Annotated in this window: 17 protein-coding genes and 4 tRNA genes; 11 read left to right on the top strand and 10 right to left on the bottom strand. The window is 71.1% G+C overall.

Going from position 1 to position 18,926, the window contains the following annotated elements:
• Positions 1 to 11 precede the first annotated feature (11 nt).
• The 6 genes from ABT354_RS34605 to purM all read left to right on the top strand — a co-directional run bounded on the left by ABT354_RS34605 (position 12) and on the right by purM (position 6,215).
• A complete protein-coding gene (locus tag ABT354_RS34605; RefSeq protein WP_351501295.1) occupies positions 12 to 521 on the top strand; it encodes an ArsR family transcriptional regulator in 510 nt (169 codons plus the stop codon).
• A gap of 85 nt (positions 522 to 606) precedes the next feature.
• Positions 607 to 1,548: a M23 family metallopeptidase gene (locus ABT354_RS34600; RefSeq protein WP_351501293.1), complete on the top strand. Its 942-nt coding sequence runs from the start codon at positions 607 to 609 to the stop codon at positions 1,546 to 1,548.
• A 10-nt stretch (positions 1,549 to 1,558) separates the two neighbouring features.
• A complete protein-coding gene (locus tag ABT354_RS34595; RefSeq protein WP_351501291.1) occupies positions 1,559 to 2,395 on the top strand; it encodes a sterol carrier family protein in 837 nt (278 codons plus the stop codon).
• A gap of 134 nt (positions 2,396 to 2,529) precedes the next feature.
• Entirely contained in the window at positions 2,530 to 3,396 is an 867-nt protein-coding gene (locus tag ABT354_RS34590) for an META domain-containing protein (RefSeq protein ID WP_351501289.1), read from the top strand.
• 119 nt (positions 3,397 to 3,515) lie between these two features.
• Positions 3,516 to 5,033 carry an amidophosphoribosyltransferase gene (gene purF, locus ABT354_RS34585; protein WP_351501287.1) on the top strand — a complete coding sequence of 506 codons (1,518 nt, stop codon included), beginning with the start codon at positions 3,516 to 3,518 and terminating at the stop codon, positions 5,031 to 5,033.
• 69 nt (positions 5,034 to 5,102) lie between these two features.
• Complete coding sequence (gene purM / locus ABT354_RS34580) at positions 5,103 to 6,215, top strand: phosphoribosylformylglycinamidine cyclo-ligase (RefSeq protein ID WP_351501285.1); 1,113 nt, start codon at positions 5,103 to 5,105, stop codon at positions 6,213 to 6,215.
• 121 nt (positions 6,216 to 6,336) lie between these two features.
• Here purM and ABT354_RS34575 read toward each other — a convergent pair whose 3' ends face one another.
• Positions 6,337 to 6,585: a DUF3073 domain-containing protein gene (locus ABT354_RS34575; protein ID WP_351501283.1), complete on the bottom strand. Its 249-nt coding sequence runs from the start codon at positions 6,583 to 6,585 to the stop codon at positions 6,337 to 6,339.
• Positions 6,586 to 6,865: 280 nt separating this feature from the next.
• Positions 6,866 to 7,957, bottom strand: a complete 1,092-nt coding sequence (locus tag ABT354_RS34570; RefSeq protein WP_351501281.1) for a Leu/Phe/Val dehydrogenase — start codon at positions 7,955 to 7,957, stop codon at positions 6,866 to 6,868.
• 159 nt (positions 7,958 to 8,116) lie between these two features.
• Between ABT354_RS34570 and ABT354_RS34565 the strand changes: the two genes are divergently transcribed.
• Together ABT354_RS34565 and bldC are read left to right on the top strand one after the other, a co-directional pair.
• A complete protein-coding gene (locus tag ABT354_RS34565) occupies positions 8,117 to 8,956 on the top strand; it encodes a DUF8083 family protein (protein ID WP_351501279.1) in 840 nt (279 codons plus the stop codon).
• 477 nt (positions 8,957 to 9,433) lie between these two features.
• Complete coding sequence (gene bldC / locus ABT354_RS34560) at positions 9,434 to 9,640, top strand: developmental transcriptional regulator BldC (RefSeq protein WP_020869672.1); 207 nt, start codon at positions 9,434 to 9,436, stop codon at positions 9,638 to 9,640.
• Between the two features lie 429 nt (positions 9,641 to 10,069).
• Here the strand turns inward: bldC and ABT354_RS34555 are convergent, their stop codons facing one another.
• The 3 genes from ABT354_RS34555 to hrpA form a co-directional block, all read right to left on the bottom strand.
• The gene (locus ABT354_RS34555; RefSeq protein WP_351501277.1) at positions 10,070 to 10,417 is read right to left on the bottom strand and encodes a DUF6274 family protein; all 348 of its coding nucleotides are present in this window, start codon (positions 10,415 to 10,417) and stop codon (positions 10,070 to 10,072) included.
• A gap of 180 nt (positions 10,418 to 10,597) precedes the next feature.
• Positions 10,598 to 10,672, bottom strand: a tRNA-Asp gene (locus ABT354_RS34550).
• A gap of 95 nt (positions 10,673 to 10,767) precedes the next feature.
• The gene (hrpA, locus tag ABT354_RS34545) at positions 10,768 to 14,718 is read right to left on the bottom strand and encodes an ATP-dependent RNA helicase HrpA (RefSeq protein ID WP_351501275.1); all 3,951 of its coding nucleotides are present in this window, start codon (positions 14,716 to 14,718) and stop codon (positions 10,768 to 10,770) included.
• A gap of 146 nt (positions 14,719 to 14,864) precedes the next feature.
• Between hrpA and ABT354_RS34540 the strand changes: the two genes are divergently transcribed.
• The 3 genes from ABT354_RS34540 to ABT354_RS34530 all read left to right on the top strand — a co-directional run bounded on the left by ABT354_RS34540 (position 14,865) and on the right by ABT354_RS34530 (position 17,063).
• Entirely contained in the window at positions 14,865 to 15,245 is a 381-nt protein-coding gene (locus ABT354_RS34540; RefSeq protein ID WP_351501273.1) for a hypothetical protein, read from the top strand.
• A gap of 217 nt (positions 15,246 to 15,462) precedes the next feature.
• A complete protein-coding gene (locus ABT354_RS34535; protein WP_502983558.1) occupies positions 15,463 to 16,218 on the top strand; it encodes a DsbA family protein in 756 nt (251 codons plus the stop codon).
• Positions 16,215 to 17,063 carry a cytochrome c biogenesis CcdA family protein gene (locus tag ABT354_RS34530; protein ID WP_351501269.1) on the top strand — a complete coding sequence of 283 codons (849 nt, stop codon included), beginning with the start codon at positions 16,215 to 16,217 and terminating at the stop codon, positions 17,061 to 17,063. Before ABT354_RS34535 ends, ABT354_RS34530 begins: the two co-directional genes overlap by 4 nt.
• A 92-nt stretch (positions 17,064 to 17,155) precedes the next feature.
• Here ABT354_RS34530 and ABT354_RS34525 read toward each other — a convergent pair whose 3' ends face one another.
• From ABT354_RS34525 to ABT354_RS34505, 5 genes are all read right to left on the bottom strand, one after another.
• Positions 17,156 to 17,602, bottom strand: a complete 447-nt coding sequence (locus tag ABT354_RS34525; protein WP_351501267.1) for a hypothetical protein — start codon at positions 17,600 to 17,602, stop codon at positions 17,156 to 17,158.
• Positions 17,603 to 17,690: 88 nt separating this feature from the next.
• Entirely contained in the window at positions 17,691 to 18,410 is a 720-nt protein-coding gene (locus ABT354_RS34520) for a histone deacetylase (protein ID WP_502983557.1), read from the bottom strand.
• A 91-nt stretch (positions 18,411 to 18,501) separates the two neighbouring features.
• Positions 18,502 to 18,575 (bottom strand) — tRNA-Phe (locus ABT354_RS34515).
• Between the two features lie 21 nt (positions 18,576 to 18,596).
• Positions 18,597 to 18,671 (bottom strand) — tRNA-Asp (locus tag ABT354_RS34510).
• A gap of 38 nt (positions 18,672 to 18,709) precedes the next feature.
• Positions 18,710 to 18,782: transfer RNA gene (locus ABT354_RS34505), tRNA-Glu, on the bottom strand.
• Positions 18,783 to 18,926: the final 144 nt, after the last annotated feature.

Here is an 18,926-nt window from a genome sequence, read left to right as displayed (position 1 = left end):
TATTCAGCATCATGGAGCTGGAGGAGCGGGTCGCCGCACTGGAGCGCCGCATCGCGGCACTGGAGGGGCGGCGCACGGACACCCCCGAGCCCGTCGGTGGCGACTTCTGGGCGCTGGAGGCGTTCAAGGAGCGGCTGACCGACACCGGCCCGGCGGGGGAGGACGGCGGGGTGGTCTTCACCGGCGCCGTCCGGCTGCCGACCGATGAGCGGTACGAGTGGCAGTACGGCGCCCTGACCGGCGAGGTGCTCGACCAGGACTGGACGGAGGCGGCGGACTCCTTCGCCGCGCTCGGCTATCCCGTACGGCTGCGGCTGCTGCGCGAGATCCTCGGCGGCCGGAGCTCCGCCGCCGAGCTGGCCGAGCTGGACGGTCTGGGCACCACCGGCCAGATCTACCACCATCTGCGGCTGCTGACCGGCACGGGCTGGCTTCAGGCCGCCGGGCGCGGCCGGTACCAGGTGCCCCCGGCCCGGGTGGTGCCGCTGCTGGTGGTCCTCACGGCCGCCCGGCCCGTCTAGACGGGCTTCCCGGTCCGATAGACGGGCCTCCCGGTCCGAGGACCGGATGGATCCACGGAAACACGCACATCTTGGGGGAGACGACATGTCCGTACCGACCGGAAAGCTGTTGATGGTCCTGCTCCGGTTCGCCGGCAGGCTCTTCGTCGTCCTGTTCCTCTGTCTCGTCCTCACCCCCCTGCCCGTCAGCTGGTGGCTGGTGGCGGCTCCCTGGGTGGTGATGATGGGCGCGATGCTCGCCCTGAGCCGGCGGGGCGACCGGGAGCACCGTGCCCGGGTGGCGGTGCCCCCGGGGGAGCCAGGGGGAGTGCCCCCCGCGGTGGAGACCGAGGCGCCGGTACGGGGCCGCTGGTCGGCGACGAACAGCCCGGCGGACAAGGTGCCCAGCCATGGCCTCCACGCCTATGGGCAGACCTATGCCATCGACCTCACCGCCGAGCCGGAGCCGGTGCCCGGACCGGGCGGCGGTGGCGGGCGCCCCGGGTTCTCCCTGTTCTGGCCGGTGGTCCGGCGCAACGAGAGCTTCCCCGCCTTCGGACAGCCGCTGTACGCGGTGGCCGACGCCACCGTCGTCGAGGTCCACGACCGGCAGCGCGACCACCTCAGCCGTACCTCCCTGCTCTCCCTGCTCTATCTGATGCTGCTGGAGGGCACGGTCCGGGAGCTGGTGGGCCCGTCCCGGATCATCGGCAACCGGGTGGTGCTCGACCTCGGGGACGGTACGTACGCGCTGTACGCCCATGTCCAGCGCGGCTCGGTGACCGTCCGGCCGGGTGACCGGGTACGGGCGGGGCAGCCGATCGCCCGCTGCGGCAACTCGGGCAACTCCACCGAGCCGCATGTCCACTTCCATCTGATGGACGGGCTCGACCTGGACACGGCGCGGGGGATCCCCTTCCACTGGCGCGGGGTCGGGGTCCCGGCGGGCAAGGAGATCTTCACCGTGGACTCGTCCGCGGGCCAGGAGCGCTCGTCCGCCGAGGCCGTGACCGGGGCGGCCGACACTCCGTCCGCCGTCACGACCTAAGCTCTTCGCCATGCCAGTGGACAGGCGACGCGCCCGTAGCTATGACCTCGCGAGGACCCGTGGCGCGCTGCTCGCGCAGACCACCGCGCTGCGGACGGGGATCGCCGCCCTCGACGCCGACCGGCTCGCCCGGCCCACCCGGTCGGCCGGCCGGACCGTATCCGACCTGGTCGCCCATCTCTCGCTGCGCCTGGGCTCCCTGGCCCATGAGCTGACCCTGCCCGAGCCGCCGAGGGCCGAGCTGACCCTGGCCGAGTGGCCCCCGTACAGCAACTCCCCGTACAGCAACTCCTCGTACAGCAGCTTCTCGTACAGCGGCTCGCTCCCCGGGGTCGTGGCGGGCGAGGCCGTGGCGGCGGCGGGGGAGGATGTGATCGGCGCCTTCGGCCGCGCCGTGGAGCGCTTCGAGGAGGCGCTGGCCCAGGTACCCGCCGGGGACCGGCCGGTGGCGACCCGGCCGGCGCCCATGCGGCTGGTGGATCTCCTGGTGACCCGCTGTGTGGAGGCCGTCGTCCACACCGACGACCTCAACGACGCGACCGGGCTGGAGATCCCGTACGACCGTCAGGCGCTCGCCGCCGCGACCCGGATGCTCGCCGACGCCCTGGCGGCGAAGGCCCCGGGCGGTGCGGTGGAGGTACGGATCCCGCCGTTCGCGGTGGTGCAGTGCGGGGAGGGGCCCCGCCACACCCGGGGCACCCCGCCGAATGTGGTGGAGACGGACCCGCTGACCTGGGTACGGCTGGCCACCGGGCGGACCGACTGGGCCACGGCCCTCGGGGCGGCGCGGGTCTCCGCGAGCGGTGAGCGCGCGGATCTCTCACAGCTGCTGCCGGTCCTCGGCTGACCTCCAGGACCGGACCCTCCGGCCCTCCGGGACCCGGGCCCCCGGCGCTGGAACCCCCGGCTCCGGTCCCCGGGCCCCGGCCCGGCACCCGGGGCGGCGCGGAACCGGAACGCCATCGTCTCCGTCCCAGGAGCATGCGCCGTCACCTGAGTGCCACCCTCACCGCCCTGGCCCTGCTCGCCCTCGCCGCCTGCGGCACCGAGAACGGAGCCGGTGGCGACAGCGACCGCGGCTCCGGCTCCGGCTCCGGTTCCGGAAAGGACGCCGGGAAGGACTCCGGCTCCGTGGCCCCACCCGATCTGCCCCTGACCGGGGTCCGCTGGACCGTCGACAGCGTCACCGCCGACGGACGGAAGTCCGCCGCGCCCGCCGGTGCCTATCTGGAGATCACCAAGAAGGGCCGGGTCCAGGGCCACAGCGGCTGCAACCGCTTCAGCGCCGCCGCCGACCTCACGGGCACCACCCTCACCGTCCAGCCCGCCGAGCGGACCACGGTGGCCTGTACCGACGGGCCCGGGGCCTTCGAGCGCACCCTGGACGCCGCCCTCACCGGTGAGCTGAAGGCCGCCCTCGACGGCGACCGGCTCACCCTCAAGGCCTCCGGCGGCGACTCCATAGCCCTGAGCGCCACCAAGCCCGTCCCGCTGACCGGTACCACCTGGATGGTGAACTCCCTGCTCACCGGGGATGTCGCCGAGTCGATGCCCGCCGGTACGGAGCAGGTGGCCCGGCTGGTCATCGCCCCGGACGGCACCGTCAGCGGAAGCCTCGGCTGCAATACCTTCCGGGGCCGTGCCAAGGTCACCGACAGCACGATCGAGCTGGGGCGGCTCGCCGCCACCCGCAGGCTCTGCACCGGCCCCGCCGAACAGGTCGAGGCCCATCTCCGCAAGGTCCTCGACGGCACGGTGGGCTATGTCCTGCGCGACGGCGGGCTCGCCCTCACCGGCCCCGCGAACCAGGGCCTCCATGCCGTCCCGGAGCCCACCCCGAAGCGCTGACCGGCGCCGGTCCGGGCCCGTCCGCGCCGGTCGGCCGGGGGGTCCGGCCGGGGAGCCGGATCGCCGGGAGACCCCTCCCCGGTTCGGACCAGTGTCCGGACTCGCCTACACTCGGTCCCGTGCCACGTGGTGACGGTCGACTCAATCACGATCTGCTCCCTGGAGAGAAGGGCCCCCAGGACGCCTGCGGCGTCTTCGGTGTCTGGGCTCCGGGTGAAGAGGTCGCAAAGCTCACGTACTTCGGGCTCTACGCCCTCCAGCATCGGGGCCAGGAATCTGCGGGAATCGCGGTCAGCAACGGCTCCCAGATCCTCGTCTTCAAGGACATGGGCCTGGTCTCCCAGGTCTTCGACGAAACCTCTCTCGGCTCACTCCGCGGTCATATCGCGGTGGGCCACGCGCGTTACTCCACCACCGGGGCCTCCGTGTGGGAGAACGCCCAACCGACCTTCCGGGCCACGGCGAACGGCTCCATCGCCCTCGGTCACAACGGCAATCTGGTCAATACCGCCCAGCTCGCCGAGATGGTCGCCGATCTGCCCCGCCGGGACGGGCGGGCCACGCAGGTCGCGGCCACCAATGACACCGATCTGGTCACCGCGCTCCTCGCGGGCCAGGTCGACGACGAGGGCAACCCCCTCTCCATCGAGGCCGCCGCCACCCGGGTCCTTCCCGAGGTGCGCGGTGCCTTCTCGCTCGTCTTCATGAACGAGTCCACCCTCTACGCGGCCCGTGACCCGCAGGGCATCCGCCCGCTGGTCCTCGGCCGGCTCGACCGCGGCTGGGTGGTCGCGAGCGAGTCCGCCGCGCTCGACATCTGCGGTGCGACCTTCGTCCGGGAGATCGAGCCGGGCGAGCTGATCGCGATAGACGAGAACGGCATCCGCACCTCTCGATTCGCGGATGCGAAGCCCAAGGGCTGTGTCTTCGAGTATGTCTATCTCGCCCGCCCCGATACCGATATCGCCGGGCGGAACGTCTATCTCTCCCGTGTGGAGATGGGCCGAAAACTGGCCAAGGAAGCACCGGCCGACGCCGATCTGGTGATAGCCACCCCGGAGTCGGGCACCCCGGCCGCGATCGGTTACGCGGAGGCCAGCGGCATCCCCTATGGCTCCGGACTGGTCAAGAACGCCTATGTCGGGCGGACCTTCATCCAGCCCTCCCAGACCATCCGCCAGCTCGGTATCCGGCTGAAGCTCAACCCCCTCCGGGATGTGATCCAGGGCAAGCGGCTGGTCGTGGTGGACGACTCCATCGTCCGCGGGAACACCCAGCGCGCCCTCGTCAAGATGCTCCGTGAGGCGGGCGCCGCCGAGGTCCACATCCGGATCTCGTCGCCGCCGGTCAAGTGGCCGTGCTTCTTCGGCATCGACTTCGCCACCCGTGCGGAGCTGATCGCCAACGGGATGACCATCGAGGAGATCGGCGCCTCGCTCGGCGCGGACTCGCTCTCGTACATCTCCATCGACGGCATGATCGAGGCGACCACCATCGCCAAGCCGAACCTCTGCCGCGCCTGCTTCGACGGTGAGTACCCGATGGAGCTGCCCGACCCCGAGCTGCTGGGCAAGCAGCTGCTCGAAACCGAGCTGGCGGGCGGTGCCGACGCCGCCGACGCGCTCCGCCGCCCGTAGCACGCCTGTTGCCACGCCCGTAGCCATCGCTGCCCCGCCCCGCAGGAACGAACGAAAGCCTTCTCTGCCATGACTGCCGAGTCCTTCGACCTCGCCCAGCAAACGGACGCTCACACTCCGGATCAGGGAGCCGCCAGCTACGCCGGAGCGGGCGTGGACATCGAGGCGGGCGACCGCGCCGTCGAGCTGATGAAGCAGTGGGTCAAGCGGACCAACCGCCCCGAGGTCCTGGGCGGCCTGGGCGGCTTCGCCGGGCTCTTCGACGTCTCCGCCCTCAAGCGGTACGAGCGCCCCCTGCTCGCCTCCGCCACCGACGGCGTCGGCACCAAGGTCGATCTGGCCCGCAGGCTCGGGGTCTACGACACCATCGGCCACGACCTGGTCGGCATGGTCGTGGACGACATCGTGGTCTGCGGCGCCGAGCCGCTCTTCATGACCGACTACATCTGCGTCGGCAAGGTCCACCCGGAGCGGGTCGCCGCGATCGTCAAGGGCATCGCGGAGGGATGTGTCCTGGCCGGCTGCGCCCTGGTCGGCGGCGAGACCGCCGAGCACCCGGGACTCCTCGGCGAGGACGACTTCGATGTCGCGGGCGCCGGCACCGGTGTGGTCGAGGCCGACCGGCTGCTGGGACCCGATCGCATCCGTACGGGGGACGCGGTCATCGCGATGGCCTCCTCCGGCCTTCACTCCAACGGGTACTCGCTGGTCCGCCATGTCCTGCTGGACCGGGCCGGGATGGCGCTGGAGGCCGAGGTCGCCGAGTTCGGCCGGACCCTGGGCGAGGAGCTGCTCGAACCCACCCGGATCTACTCGCTGGACTGTCTCGCACTGACCCGGACCACCGAGGTCCACGCCTTCAGCCATGTCACCGGCGGCGGGCTCGCCAACAATCTCGCCCGGGTGATCCCGGACGGGCTGCACGCCGTGGTCGACCGTTCCACCTGGGCCCCCGGTGCGGTGTTCGACCTGGTCGGCCGGGCGGGCCGGGTGGAGCGCCTGGAGCTGGAGAAGACCCTGAACATGGGCGTGGGCATGATCGCCGTGGTGCCGGGTGAGACCGCCGATGTGGCGCTGACCCTGCTGGCCGACCGGGGCGTGGACGCCTGGATCGCGGGTGAGATCACCGAGCGCGGCGACCGGACCACCGGGGCCGAGCTGGTGGGCGACTACGCGGTCTGACCGCCCGACCGCATCCGGGTGCGGGTCCGGGTCCCTGTCGGGATCCGGACCCCCGGCCGGAGCCGAACAGCACAGAACCCGGTCCGGATGCTCCGGACCGGGTCAGTGGTCTCGACCGGCGTCAGGCGCCGCGGCGCTGCGATGACGCGTCCGACTCTTCGTCGTCGTCATCGTCGTTGTACATGTCCGCGTACCGTGCGTACGGGTCGTCTTCCTCATCGTCGTCCTCGAACGGCTCCGGGTTCGGAGGCTGGCTCGAAGTCGAAGCGCCCAGCTCGTTGGCCAGACGCGACAGGTCAGTCCCGCCGCTGTTGTACTTCAGCTGGCGGGCGACCTTTGTCTGCTTGGCCTTGGCCCGGCCGCGCCCCATGGCTCGACCCCCTCGGTGACGGGGCTCGACGGCCCCAGAGTCTTGACACGCGTTCATGAGTCGGAACGGACTCTCCGCGGAGAGACCGGCCCGTAGGGCTTCAACGGTACCTGCTTCCGCAGCCATACGGTACGCCGCCCGCATGACGTGCCACTTCGCAGAACCCGCGAGGAGCCCCGTCCTCGCTGGTCAACTGCGATATTAACCTCTTCTCGGCACTCGACCCGCCGACCGGGGTGAGTCCGCGTCCCCCGAGCGGCGGGCCGAGGCCCCGGGAAGATCAGCGCAGCCGGGCGTCGGCCATGCGCTGCTCGGCGATCCGGTCGGCCGCCACGGCCGGCGGAACACCATCACTCTTTGCTCGTGCGAATATTTCCAGCGTGGTGTCGTAGATCCGCGCCGCCTTCGCCTTGCACCGGTCGAAGTCGAAGCCGTGCAGCTCGTCGGCGACCTGGATGACCCCGCCCGCGTTCACCACGTAATCGGGTGCGTAGAGGATCGAGCGGTCGGCGAGGTCCTTCTCGACCCCGGGGTGGGCGAGCTGGTTGTTGGCCGCGCCGCAGACCACCCGGGCGGTGAGCGCGGGGACGGTGCCGTCGTTCAGCGCTCCGCCGAGTGCGCAGGGGGCGTAGATGTCCAGCCCCTCGACCCGGATCAGGGTCTCGGTGTCCGGCACCGCCGTCACATGCGGGAATTTGGCGAGAATTCGCTGTACGGACTCCTCGCGCACATCGGTGATGATCACCTCGGCGCCGTCCTCCACGAGGTGCTGCACCAGATGGTGGCCGACCTTGCCGACACCGGCGACACCGACCCGGCGCCCGGCGAGCGAGGGGCTTCCCCACAGATGCGCCGCCGAGGCGCGCATCCCCTGGAAGACCCCGTACGCGGTGAGGACCGAGGAGTCGCCGGCGCCGCCGTGCTCGGGGGAGCGGCCGGTGGCCCAGCGGGTCTCCCGGGCGACCACATCCATGTCGGCGACATAGGTGCCCACGTCGCAGGCGGTCACATAGCGCCCGCCGAGCGAGTCCACGAACCGGCCGTAGGCGAGCAGCAGCGCCTCGGACTTCAGCGTCTCGGGGTCGCCGATGATCACGGCCTTGCCGCCGCCGTGGTCGAGCCCGGCGAGGGCGTTCTTGTAGGACATGCCGCGGGCGAGGTTGAGCGCGTCGGCGACGGCGTCGGCCTCGGTGGCGTAGGGGTAGAAACGGGTTCCGCCGAGGGCGGGGCCCAGGGCGGTGGAGTGGAGCGCGATGACTGCCTTCAGGCCGGACGCGCGGTCCTGGCAGAGGACGACCTGCTCATGTCCGCCCTGATCCGAGTGGAAGAGGGTGTGCAGGACATCCGCGGAGGCTCCGGTCACATCGGTCACGGTGGTGACTCCCAAGGTACGAAGCGGTGAGTGGCGAGGACCCATCCTGTGGGTGGGGAGGGTCCGACAGTGGATGAGGGTATGTCCTTCCTGCCCGGCTGGCGGGTCCGGTGCGCGGGATCACCCCCGGGCGGGCGAAGCGCGTGGAAGGATTTACGCATGCCAGCGGTGTCGTCGGTCCTCGTTCCCTATGCGGCCTATCTGCGGGTGTACGAGCCCCTGGCCGCCTTCCCCCCGGCCGAGCGGGAGCGCTGGGCGCGCTATGCGCGGGAGGGCCGGGCCCCCACCGCCCAGGACGAACTCCGACGCTCACTGGCCGATTTGGTACCCACCCCACCGGTGCCGGTGCCGGTCCACGAGAGCGGCGACGCCTTTGTCGTGGAGGCCGACGGGGTGGTGCGGATCTGTCCCTGGGGGACCCGGCTGCGCGGCTGGCTCGCCCTCCAGGAACTGGCCGAGCAGCTGCCCGCCCCGCTGCTGGACGTGGTGCTCCCGCCGGTGGTGCGGGGCCAGGCCGCCGCCGACTGGGAGCGGTGGCGCGAGCGGCATCCGGACGCCCGCCCCTGGATCAGGAGCGCGGTCTGGCAGGTGCCGGTGCGGTGGTTCGTCCTCTTCGACGACGGCGAGCGGGAGTACGAGCCGCCGGGCCCCGGCGGCCCGGTGCTCCGGTATCGCACCGCGATGGTGGAGGCCCGCCGGAGGGTGGCCCGGACGCTGCGGACGCTGCGCGAGTCGGAGAGCCCGGGGGCGCTCGGCGAGGGGCTGCTGGAGGTGGGGAAGTGGCTGGAAGAGTTCCATCCGCGCTCCCTGGTCGAGCTGGACTACGGCGGGCTGGTCCATGCCCTGCCCCAGGCCAAGCTCGCCGACGACCGGTCGGCCGCCGATCTCGCCGAGGGGATCGCGGCGCTGCGGGAGGGTGATCAGGAGGCGGCGGGTGAGGCTTATGCCCGGCTTGTGGGCCGTTGGCGGGCCGTGAAGGACCTGCAATTCGCAAACTGAGCGAATATGTGGATGATTGAGGCCCTCCGTTCAGGCCCTAGGTCCCGATCCGGGCCTTTGCCTCAAGCGTGACGGACTGCACTAACTGGGCTCTTGCGCCTATCGCCTACCCTCGTGTCAAAATAGGACAAGGAGTCCGGGGAGGGTTCCTTCCGTCCAACTAAGGGCGGATTGATTTGCATTGCGCTCAATGGGGGGTCTGGTGGCTCCTGCTCACTCTGTGACTGATCGTCACTGTGACGTGACTGTCCGCTATGGCATGGTCCATCGACGTTCAGCCACTGATGGACACCTCGGAGGGCAATTCCGTCGGTTTGGCCGACGTGGCTGGACAGATGGTGTAGTTGTAGTGCCGAGGACAAGCCGTTCGTCCTATAACCGACTCGGCCTGCGTCTGCCATTTCGGGCAACGTGGGTCAAGGTGCAGAATTTAGAGGAAAGAACCGAGAAGGTTCGGTTCTCCCGAGGAGGCCGCTCATGACCGCTCGCACCCCTGATGCCGAGCCGCTGCTGACCCCGGCTGAGGTTGCCACGATGTTCCGCGTGGACCCGAAGACGGTCACCCGCTGGGCGAAGGCAGGCAAGCTCACGTCGATCCGTACGCTCGGCGGACACCGCCGTTACCGCGAAGCTGAGGTACGGGCGCTGCTCGCCGGTATCCCGCAGCAGCGCAGCGAGGGCTGAACTCCTCGCTGACCGGGCCATTCCGGGACCCCCATCCCGGTAGTGCCCCACCGAAGCACGACATGGCGGGTGTCTGCCCCAACAGGCTCTGTCATTGATCGCGCTGGACTCCGCCGGGTCCAGCGCGATTTTTTTGTGCCCGCCGAGGGCCTCCGGGCGTCCCCGGGGAGCGGTCGCCGGGCGGCCGGCGGGGGGTTCCCGAGGGTCCGGCCGGGGGTCCCCGGGAGTCCGGCGAAGGGTGTGTCCTGCACGGAAAGGGGCCCGGGGGAGTCTCACCGAACGGTGCAATTGCACATATTAAATTGATTGCATGTAGGTCATGGGTAAGCGCCGGGGTTTTGAAAACCCATACCGTGACACCCGTCACATCGCACAACGCTTGCCCTATCGAGTGTGGCCTCTCCGGAGCCCGGTGGGACCGGGCCGAAGTCACTCTCCGTCGGGACCTTCGTCCCGGGTCTCCCCGGGCGCGGCCGAGGGCTCCGCGCACCGCCCCGCCGGGGCCGCCGCCGGGCTCTCGCCGGGTCCGGCGGCCGGCGGGCCGTCAGAAGCCCCCACAGGGGCCCCGGGAGGGCCTTCGGAGGGAGCGGGGACGAGTCCGGGCCGGAGCGTCCCCGGCTCGTTCTCGGACGGCTCCATCGCGAGCCGCAGCAGTCGATGGCAGACCGGGCAGTCCCGGGTGAGATGCCGATAGCCGGACCGATAGCCGGACGCGGCCGAGAGATGGGCCCGCAGCAGGGCCTTTGTCTCGTGCCGCCTCGCAGTGGCCGCCGCCATGCACGTCACCTCCGCCGGTGAGGGGCGCGGGCCCGTGCCGAGCCTTAAGGAGTGGGTACAGGCGCGGCGATGGCCCGTCAAGACGGCGTACCCGATCGGGGCCGGTACCGATCGGCTCCGGGCGCGCGTCCCGCACACGGCGAAGGCCCGCGCCGTCGCCGGTGCGGGCCTTCTTCACTGCGGTCCTGACGGGATTTGAACCCGCGGCCTCCACCTTGACAGGGTGGCGAGCACTCCAAACTGCTCCACAGGACCAGGTTTCGCAGTCCGAATTTCTTCGTTGGGCTGCGAAAAGAGACTCTACAGCAGCCTGGGGCCACTGGTCGAACTCGCGGTGGGTGACAGGACCGTCACGGCGCCAGGGCGTCGATCGCCTTCACGATCCGCTTGTCGGAGACCGGGTACGCGGTGCCCAGGGCATGGGCGAAGTAGCTCACCCGCAGCTCCTCGATCATCCAGCGGATCTCCCGCACCTCCTGCGGTACGGGTCTGCCCCGCGGCAGCTGCTCCAGCAGCCAGGCGTACTCGTCCCGCATCTCCTGGACCTTCTCCATCCGGGTGGTGTCCCGCTGGACGGAGGTGGGCATCTGCTGGAGCCGGCGGTCCGCCGCGACCAGATAGCGCATCAGGTCCGGCAGCCGCCGCAGCCCCGTCAGGGTGACGAAGCCCGCCGGCATCAGCGCCGCCAGCTGCTGCCGTACGTCCTGGACGTTGTTGATCAGCGCCAGGCTGTTGGTCGCCTTCAGCCGGCGCTCGCACGCCTGCCAGGCGGCCAGGACCTGCTGGACCTGGCCCACCGTACGGACCGTGGTGTCCACCAGGTCGGCGCGGACCAGGTCGTACAGCTTGCGGTACGACTCCTCGTCCCAGGCCGGGCCCCCGTGGTCGGCTATGAGCCGGTCCGCCGCCGCCATGGCGCAGTCCTCGAACAGCGCCTGCACCGAGCCGTGCGGATTGGCCGAGAGCGCCAGCTTCTGCTGGTTGCTCAGCTTGTCCGAGGCGAACTTCGCCGGGTTGACCGGGATGTTCAGCAGGATCAGCCGCCGGGTGCCCCGCCACATCGCCTGCCGCTGCTCGGCCTCGGTGTCGAAGAGCCGCACCGCGACGGTGTCGCCCTCGTCCACCAGCGCCGGGTACGCCTTCACCGGCTGACCGGCCCGCCGGGTCTCGAAGACCTTCGTCAGCGACCCGATCGTCCAGTCCGTGAGCCCGGTGCGCTCGATGGAGCCGCCCTCGGGCCCCGAGGAGGCCGCCGCGGCGGCCCGGGAGAGCGCCTGCCGGGCCTTGGGGCGCAGCTTCAGCTTCAGCGCCTCCAGATCCTTGTCCTCGGCCAGGGTGCGGCGCCGCTCGTCCACGATCCGGAAGGTGATCCGGAGGTGGTCGGGGACCCGCGCCAGATCGAAGTCGTCCACCGAGACCGGCACGCCGACCATCCGGTGCAGCTCACGGGCGAGCGTCACGGTCAGCGGCTCCTGGAGCGGCACCGCGCGCTCCAGGAAGGCCCGGGAGTAGTCCGGCGCGGGGACGTAGTGGCGGCGGATCGCCTTCGGCAGGGAGCGGATCAGCTCCACCACGACATCCCCCCGCAGCCCGGGGATCTGCCAGTCGAAGCCCTCGTCGGTGACCTGGTTGAGCACCTGGAGCGGGATGTGGACGGTGACGCCGTCCGCGTCCGCGCCCGGCTCGAACTGGTAGGTCACCCGGAACTTCAGCCGGCCCTGCCGCCAGGAGTCCGGATAGTCCTCCTTGGTGACCGCGCCCGCCCGCTCGTTGATCAGCATCTCCCGCTCGAAGTCGAGCAGGTCGGGTGTCTCGTGCCGCTTCTGCTTCCACCAGGAGTCGAAGTGGGCCCCCGAGACGACATGCTCGGGCACCCGCTGGTCGTAGAAGTCGAAGAGGGTCTCGTCGTCGACGAGGATGTCCCGCCGCCGGGCGCGGTTCTCCAGCTCCTCGACCTCGGTGAGCAGCTTGCGGTTGTCGGAGAAGAACTGGTGGTGGGTCCGCCAGTCGCCCTCGACCAGGGCGTTGCGGATGAAAAGATCCCGGGAGGTCTCGGGGTCGATCCGGCCGTAGTTGACCTTGCGCTGGGCGACGATCGGCACGCCGTAGAGGGTGACCTTCTCGTACGCCATCACCGCGGCCTGGTCCTTCTCCCAGTGCGGCTCGCTGTAGGTGCGCTTGAGCAGATGCTGGGCGAGGGGTTCGACCCACTCGGGCTCGATCCGGGCGTTGACCCGGGCCCAGAGCCGGGAGGTCTCCACCAGCTCGGCGGACATCACCAGCCGGGGGGGCTTCTTGAAGAGCGCGGAGCCGGGGAAGACGGCGAACTTGGCGCCCCGGGCGCCCAGGTACTCGTTCTTGGCGTCGGTGTCCTTGAGGCCGATGTGCGAGAGCAGTCCGGCCAGCAGCGAGACATGGACACCGGCCTCGGGGCCGTCGTCCTCGTTGACCTGGATGCCGAGGGTCTTGGTCACCTGCCGCAGCTGGGCGTAGATGTCCTGCCACTCGCGGATCCGCAGATAGTTCAGATACTCCTGCTTGCACATCCGGCGGAAGCTGGCGGAGCCACGCTCCTTCTGCTGCTCGCGGATGTACCGCCAGAGGTTCAGGAAGGCGAGGAAGTCGGAGGTCTCGTCCTTGAAGCGGGCGTGCTGCTGGTCGGCCTGGGTCTGCTTCTCGGCGGGCCGCTCGCGCGGGTCCTGGATGGAGAGCGCGGCGGCGATCACCATGACCTCGCGGACACAGCCGTTCTTCTCGGCCTCGACCACCATCCGGGCCAGCCGGGGGTCGACCGGCAGCTGGGCGAGCTGCCGTCCGAGCGGGGTGAGCTTCTTGCGGGGGTCCTTCTGGACCGGGTCGAAGGCGCCCAGCTCCTGGAGGAGCTGTACGCCGTCGCGGATGTTGCGGTGGTCCGGCGGGTCGATGAAGGGGAACTTCTCGATGTCGCCGAGGCCGGCGGCGGTCATCTGGAGGATGACGGAGGCCAGATTGGTCCGCAGGATCTCGGCGTCGGTGAACTCGGGCCGGGCCTCGAAGTCGTCCTCCGAGTAGAGCCGGATGCAGATGCCGTCGGAGGTACGGCCGCAGCGGCCCTTGCGCTGGTTGGCGCTGGCCTGGCTGATCCGCTCGATGGGCAGCCGCTGGACCTTGGTGCGGTGGCTGTAGCGGGAGATCCGGGCGGTGCCGGGGTCGATGACGTACCGGATGCCGGGGACGGTCAGCGAGGTCTCGGCGACATTGGTGGCCAGAACGATCCTGCGGCCGGTGTGCGGCTGGAAGACCCGGTGCTGTTCGGCGTGGGAGAGCCGGGCGTACAGCGGCAGCACTTCCGTGCTGTGTCGATCAGCGGCTCCGCCGCGGGGGTAGTTCCTCTTGTTGAGCGCGTCCGCCGTGTCGCGGATCTCGCGCTCGCCGGAGAGGAAGACCAGGATGTCGCCCTTGCCCTCGCCCTGGAGCTCCTCGACGGCGTCGCAGATCGCGGTGATCTGGTCGCGGTCGCTCTCCTCGTCCTCGTCCTCCAGGAGGGGCCGGTAGCGGACCTCCACCGGGTAGGTCCGCCCGCTGACCTCCACGATCGGCGCGTCGCCGAAGTGGCGGGAGAACCGCTCGGGGTCGATCGTCGCCGAGGTGATGACGACCTTGAGATCGGGGCGCTTGGGCAGCAGCTGGGCCAGATAGCCCAGCAGGAAGTCGATATTGAGGGAGCGCTCGTGGGCCTCGTCGATGATGATCGTGTCGTAGGCGCGCAGCTCGCGGTCGGTCTGGACCTCGGCGAGCAGGATGCCGTCCGTCATCAGCTTGACGAAGGTGGCGTCCGGGTTCACCTGGTCGGTGAAGCGGACCTTCCAGCCGACGGCCTCGCCGAGGGGCGATTTCAGCTCCTCCGCGACCCGCTCGGCGACCGTACGGGCGGCGATCCGGCGCGGCTGGGTGTGGCCGATCATGCCCCGGACGCCCCGGCCCAGCTCCAGGCAGATCTTCGGGATCTGGGTCGTCTTGCCGGACCCGGTCTCACCGGCGACGATCACGACCTGGTGGTCCCGTATCGCCTCCAGGATCGTGTCCTTCTTCTGGCTGACGGGGAGCTGTTCCGGATAGCTGACCGGAGGGACCCGCTCCGCGCGCCGGGTCATCCGCTCGGCGGCCTTGCGGCCTTCGGCGGCGATCTCTTCCAGCACGGCCTGGCGGGCGTCGGGCTTACGGATGCGGCGAGCGCCTTCGAGACGGCGGCCGAGCCGGTGGGAGTCCCGCAGCGAGATCCCGGCCAGCAGCTTCTGAAGGTCGGCGAAGGAAGTAGACATACGGATCCCAGGATCGCACCCCTGTCGGAGCACTGGCGAACGCATTTCGTGCCCGGGCTGGTGCAGTATGGAGCGGATCATTCTGATCGGCTCACTCAGCCGCCGTCGGCCCCCCGGGCCGCCCCGCCGGAAGGGACAGCTCCGCCATGCCGCTGAGCAGCGACGCGCAGGGCCGGCTGCCCCTGACGGCGGCCGTGCTGTCGGCGCTGGTGCTGGCGCTGCTGGCGCTGGCCTGTCCGGTGTCCGCCGATACGGCGACGGCGGCGCTGAAGGCCCCGGTGGCGAGCGCGCCGGGCGAGTCGGGCTGTGGCAAGGGCGCACCGGAGGACGACCGGGGTGCCCACCCCTCGCCGCCGCCGCGCTCGCCGTATCCGTACCCGTACGAGCAGGCCCCGCCGGAGTGCGCGGCGCACGGTACGGGGGCCCTGGCGGTGGGGGACGGTCCGGCGCCGGGGGTGCTTCCCGACCGGGGGCCGCCGCCGCTTCCGCCGCCGACACCGGAGGAGCTGTCGGTTCTGCGGGTGTAGACCGCCCGGCGCCGACACCGGGCCCTTTCTGTTCCGGTCCGCTGTGTCGGCTCCGTGTGTCCGTCCGCCCCGCCTCTCCCACCTCTCCCGCGTTCGCGCGGGTTCCCCTCAGGAGAAACGAACCGCCATGCCCTCTTCCTCCCCTTCCTCCTCGTCCTCCTCTTCGCCGTCTCCCGCCCCTCGTGCCAAGCGTTCACCCCGTTCCACTCGCAAACCGGTGATCATCGGCGCGGGGGTCGCGGTCGCCGCGCTGCTGCTCGGCCTCGCCTCGTACACCGCCACCAGGCCCGAGGAGCGCACCACCGACGCCACCGCCTCCTCCGCACCCTCCGGCGGCGCCCCGGCCGAGGCCCAGGACCCGGCCTACGCCCAGTACGCCAAGCTGGCCCGGCGCGACGCCGGTGACCCGCTCGCCGTGGGCCGCGCCGACGCGCCCGTCGTGATGATCGAGTACGCCGACTTCAAGTGCGGCTACTGCGGGAAGTTCGCCCGGGACACCGAGCCCGAGCTGATCGAGAAGTACGTCGAGAGCGGAGTGCTCCGTATCGAATGGCGCAACTTCCCGATCTTCGGGAAGGAGTCCGAGGCCGCCGCGCGCGCCGCCTGGGCCGCCGGACAGCAGGGGCGCTTCTGGGAGTTCCACGCGGCGGCCTACGCGGAGGGGGCCAAGGAGAAGGGCTTCGGCACCGACCGGCTGGAGACGCTCGCCGAGGAGGCGGGCGTCAAGGACCTGGACCGCTTCACCCGTGACCTGGACAGCGACGACGCGAAGGCGGCGGTCGCCCGGGACCAGGAGGAGGCATACGGACTCGGCGCCACCTCCACACCGTCCTTCCTGATCAACGGGGCCCCGGTGGCGGGCGCCCAGCCCAAGGAGACCTTCACCCAGGCGATCGAGGCGGCGCACCGCGCGGCCCCGGCCACCGGCACGGGCCCGTCCGGGAAGGGTTCATCGGAGAAGGCCGGGCGATGACCGATATCGGCTATCTCGCCGCCTTCCTGGGCGGTCTGCTCGCGCTGATCAGCCCGTGCAGCGCCCTGCTGCTCCCCGCCTTCTTCGCGTACTCGCTGGACTCGGCCGGAAAGCTGCTGCTGCGGACCGGGATCTTCTACGCCGGTCTCGCCACCACCCTGGTCCCCCTCGGGGTCGCGGGCTCCTACGCCGGACGCTTCTTCTACGGCAACCGCGATCTCCTGGTCGCCGTCGGCGGCTGGACGATCATCGGCCTCGGCGTCGCCCAGATCCTCGGCCTGGGCTTCGCCTCCCGCCGGATGGCCGAGGTCTCCGGCCGGCTCCGCCCGGTGACCGCCGCCCCGGTCTACGCCCTCGGCATGGTCTACGGCCTCGCGGGCTTCTGCGCGGGCCCGATCCTCGGCAGTGTGCTGACCGTCTCCGCGCTCAGCGGCAGCCCCGTCTACGGCGGACTGCTGCTCGCCGTCTACGCCCTGGGGATGGCGGTCCCGCTCTTTCTGCTGGCGCTGCTCTGGGACCGCTTCGACCTGGGCCGCCGCCGCTGGCTGCGCGGACGCCGCCTGGAGCTGGGCCGCTTCCGGCCGCACACCACCTCGCTGGCCTCGGGGCTCTTCTTCATCGTCCTCGGCACGCTCTTCCTCGTCTTCGACGGGACGACGGCGCTGTCGGGGCCGGTCTCCGTGGACGACTCCTTCGCCGCCGAGCGCTGGGCGGGCGAGGTCGGCGGCTCCGTACCGGACTGGGCGCTGCTGGTGGGTGTGGTGGCGGTGGCCGTGATCGTCCTGGCGGTACGGGGATGGCGCCGCCGGGACGCCGAGGAGGCCCAGGCCCGGGAACCGGCCTGATCGGCCCGACCGGCCTGGACCTGTTTGGACCGGGCGGCCTCCGGCGGGACACCCCGCCGGAGGCCGGCCGCCCGCCCCGCTTCCGCGGGCCCTCAGCGTCCGCGGGTCCGCCGCCCCTGGCGGCTCCCGGCCCGGGTGGTCTTCCGCCGCTGCCGGGCCTCGGCCTTGCGGGTCTTCCGCGACGCCGGCTCCCCGCCCCGGGAGCCCCCCGGCACCGGCTGGTCGTCGCCCGGGGCGACGGGGCCCAGCTCCCGGTCGAGGATGGCCTCGTCGTCGCCGTAGGCCATTTCCTCATGACACATGAGGAGATCGCGCCAGTCCGTGAGGCCCAGATCGATGAGGTCGTAGATCTCCCGCAGCTTGCCTTCGGCACACAGCACGACGGTGGCCATCAGCCGCTCCACCCCGCCACCCCTGGTGCTGTCCCCGAGCCTCCCGATGAATTGCCGCAGCAGCCCGGCCACCCGCTGTGCCGTCTCCGGATCGGGAAAGTCCCGCTGGATCCTCCGCCACAGCCGTGCGGTGATGACATCGTCCATGGCTCCCCCTGGGGCACGCTCGTCCAGGCGTCCATCCTGGCGAACGGGTGAACGACCCCCACCCCGGCTCGCCCCGGAGTGACCGGGATCACCCCGGCCCGACGCCCGGTGGCCCGTCGTCGCCCGGTGCCCCGCTCAGCAGCGCCTCGACCGCCTCCGCCGTCCAGACCCCGGCCGCCCCCGGCGCCCCCGCGAGATAGCGGGCGACGGACCCGGTGTCCCAGGCGTCCGCACTGCGGAGCCCCGCCGCGAGATGGCGCAGATAGGTCCCCGAGGGGCGATTCCAGGCCATATCCGCGCACTGCCAGGGGGCGGTCAGGGTCAGCACCGGGAGCCCGTCCAGCAGCCCGGGGCAGATCAGCGTCTCGTACCGCCCGGGTCCCAGCCGTGCCCGACCCTCGTGGAGCACGGTCCGCAGATCGAGATCGGTCCCCGGGCTCCGGTACATCTCCTGCGCGGCGATGTCGGCGAACTGCCCGGCGGTGATCAGATGGGCGTGGGCCCGGACGACGGAGCCCGGCACATCGGGGTCGTAGAAGGCCCGGCCGCCGGACCAGACCTCGGACTCGGTGGCGAAGTAGAGCACCCCGGGGAGTTCGACCGGAACGCTCTCCCGGGGCGCCCGGTGGTCCCGGCACCCCGGGCAGTTCCGGGCCGCGCCGGGGGGCCGTCCGCCCGCGATGTAGTACCCCAGCCGCGCCGGGTCGGTGTTGGACCCGTACGCCGCGTACCAGACCCGCTCCGGCGGCACCCCGGGCCGCCCCGGGTCCACGGGGAGTCTCGCGCTGGGTCGCCGGACGGTACGCACACCCGTACCCCTACCCCCGTACGGGAGGGTGGTACGCGAAAACCCCCGCCGGATGCTTCGGACGGGGGTTTCGGCCCTGGAAGGGCGAAGGTGGCTGGGGCCGGGGTCGAACCGGCGACCTTCCGCTTTTCAGGCGGACGCTCGTACCAACTGAGCTACCCAGCCGAACGACCACGAGGGTCGCAGCGGTCCTGACGGGATTTGAACCCGCGGCCTCCACCTTGACAGGGTGGCGAGCACTCCAAACTGCTCCACAGGACCAAGCTTTGTGCGAGCACAAGTCTCGCACAGGTTGTACGTGCCCCCAACGGGATTCGAACCCGTGCTACCGCCTTGAAAGGGCGGCGTCCTGGGCCACTAGACGATGAGGGCTAAGGGCCCGCCTGGGCGCTTCATCAGCGCGTCGGGGACGTGAGAAGCATATGGGATGGCAGGAGGTATCGCCAAAACGCTTTTCACGGCGGGCCCGCGGCGGGCACGGCGTGGGCTCCCGGGTGCTTCGTACAGGCCCCGCAC

The organism is Streptomyces sp. NPDC000594, assembly GCF_040299965.1.
In the GTDB taxonomy this organism is placed as follows: Bacteria; Actinomycetota; Actinomycetes; order Streptomycetales; family Streptomycetaceae; genus Streptomyces.
The sequence above is the reverse complement of the archived record's forward strand: the minus strand, read 5'-3'. Positions and strand labels throughout refer to the sequence as shown.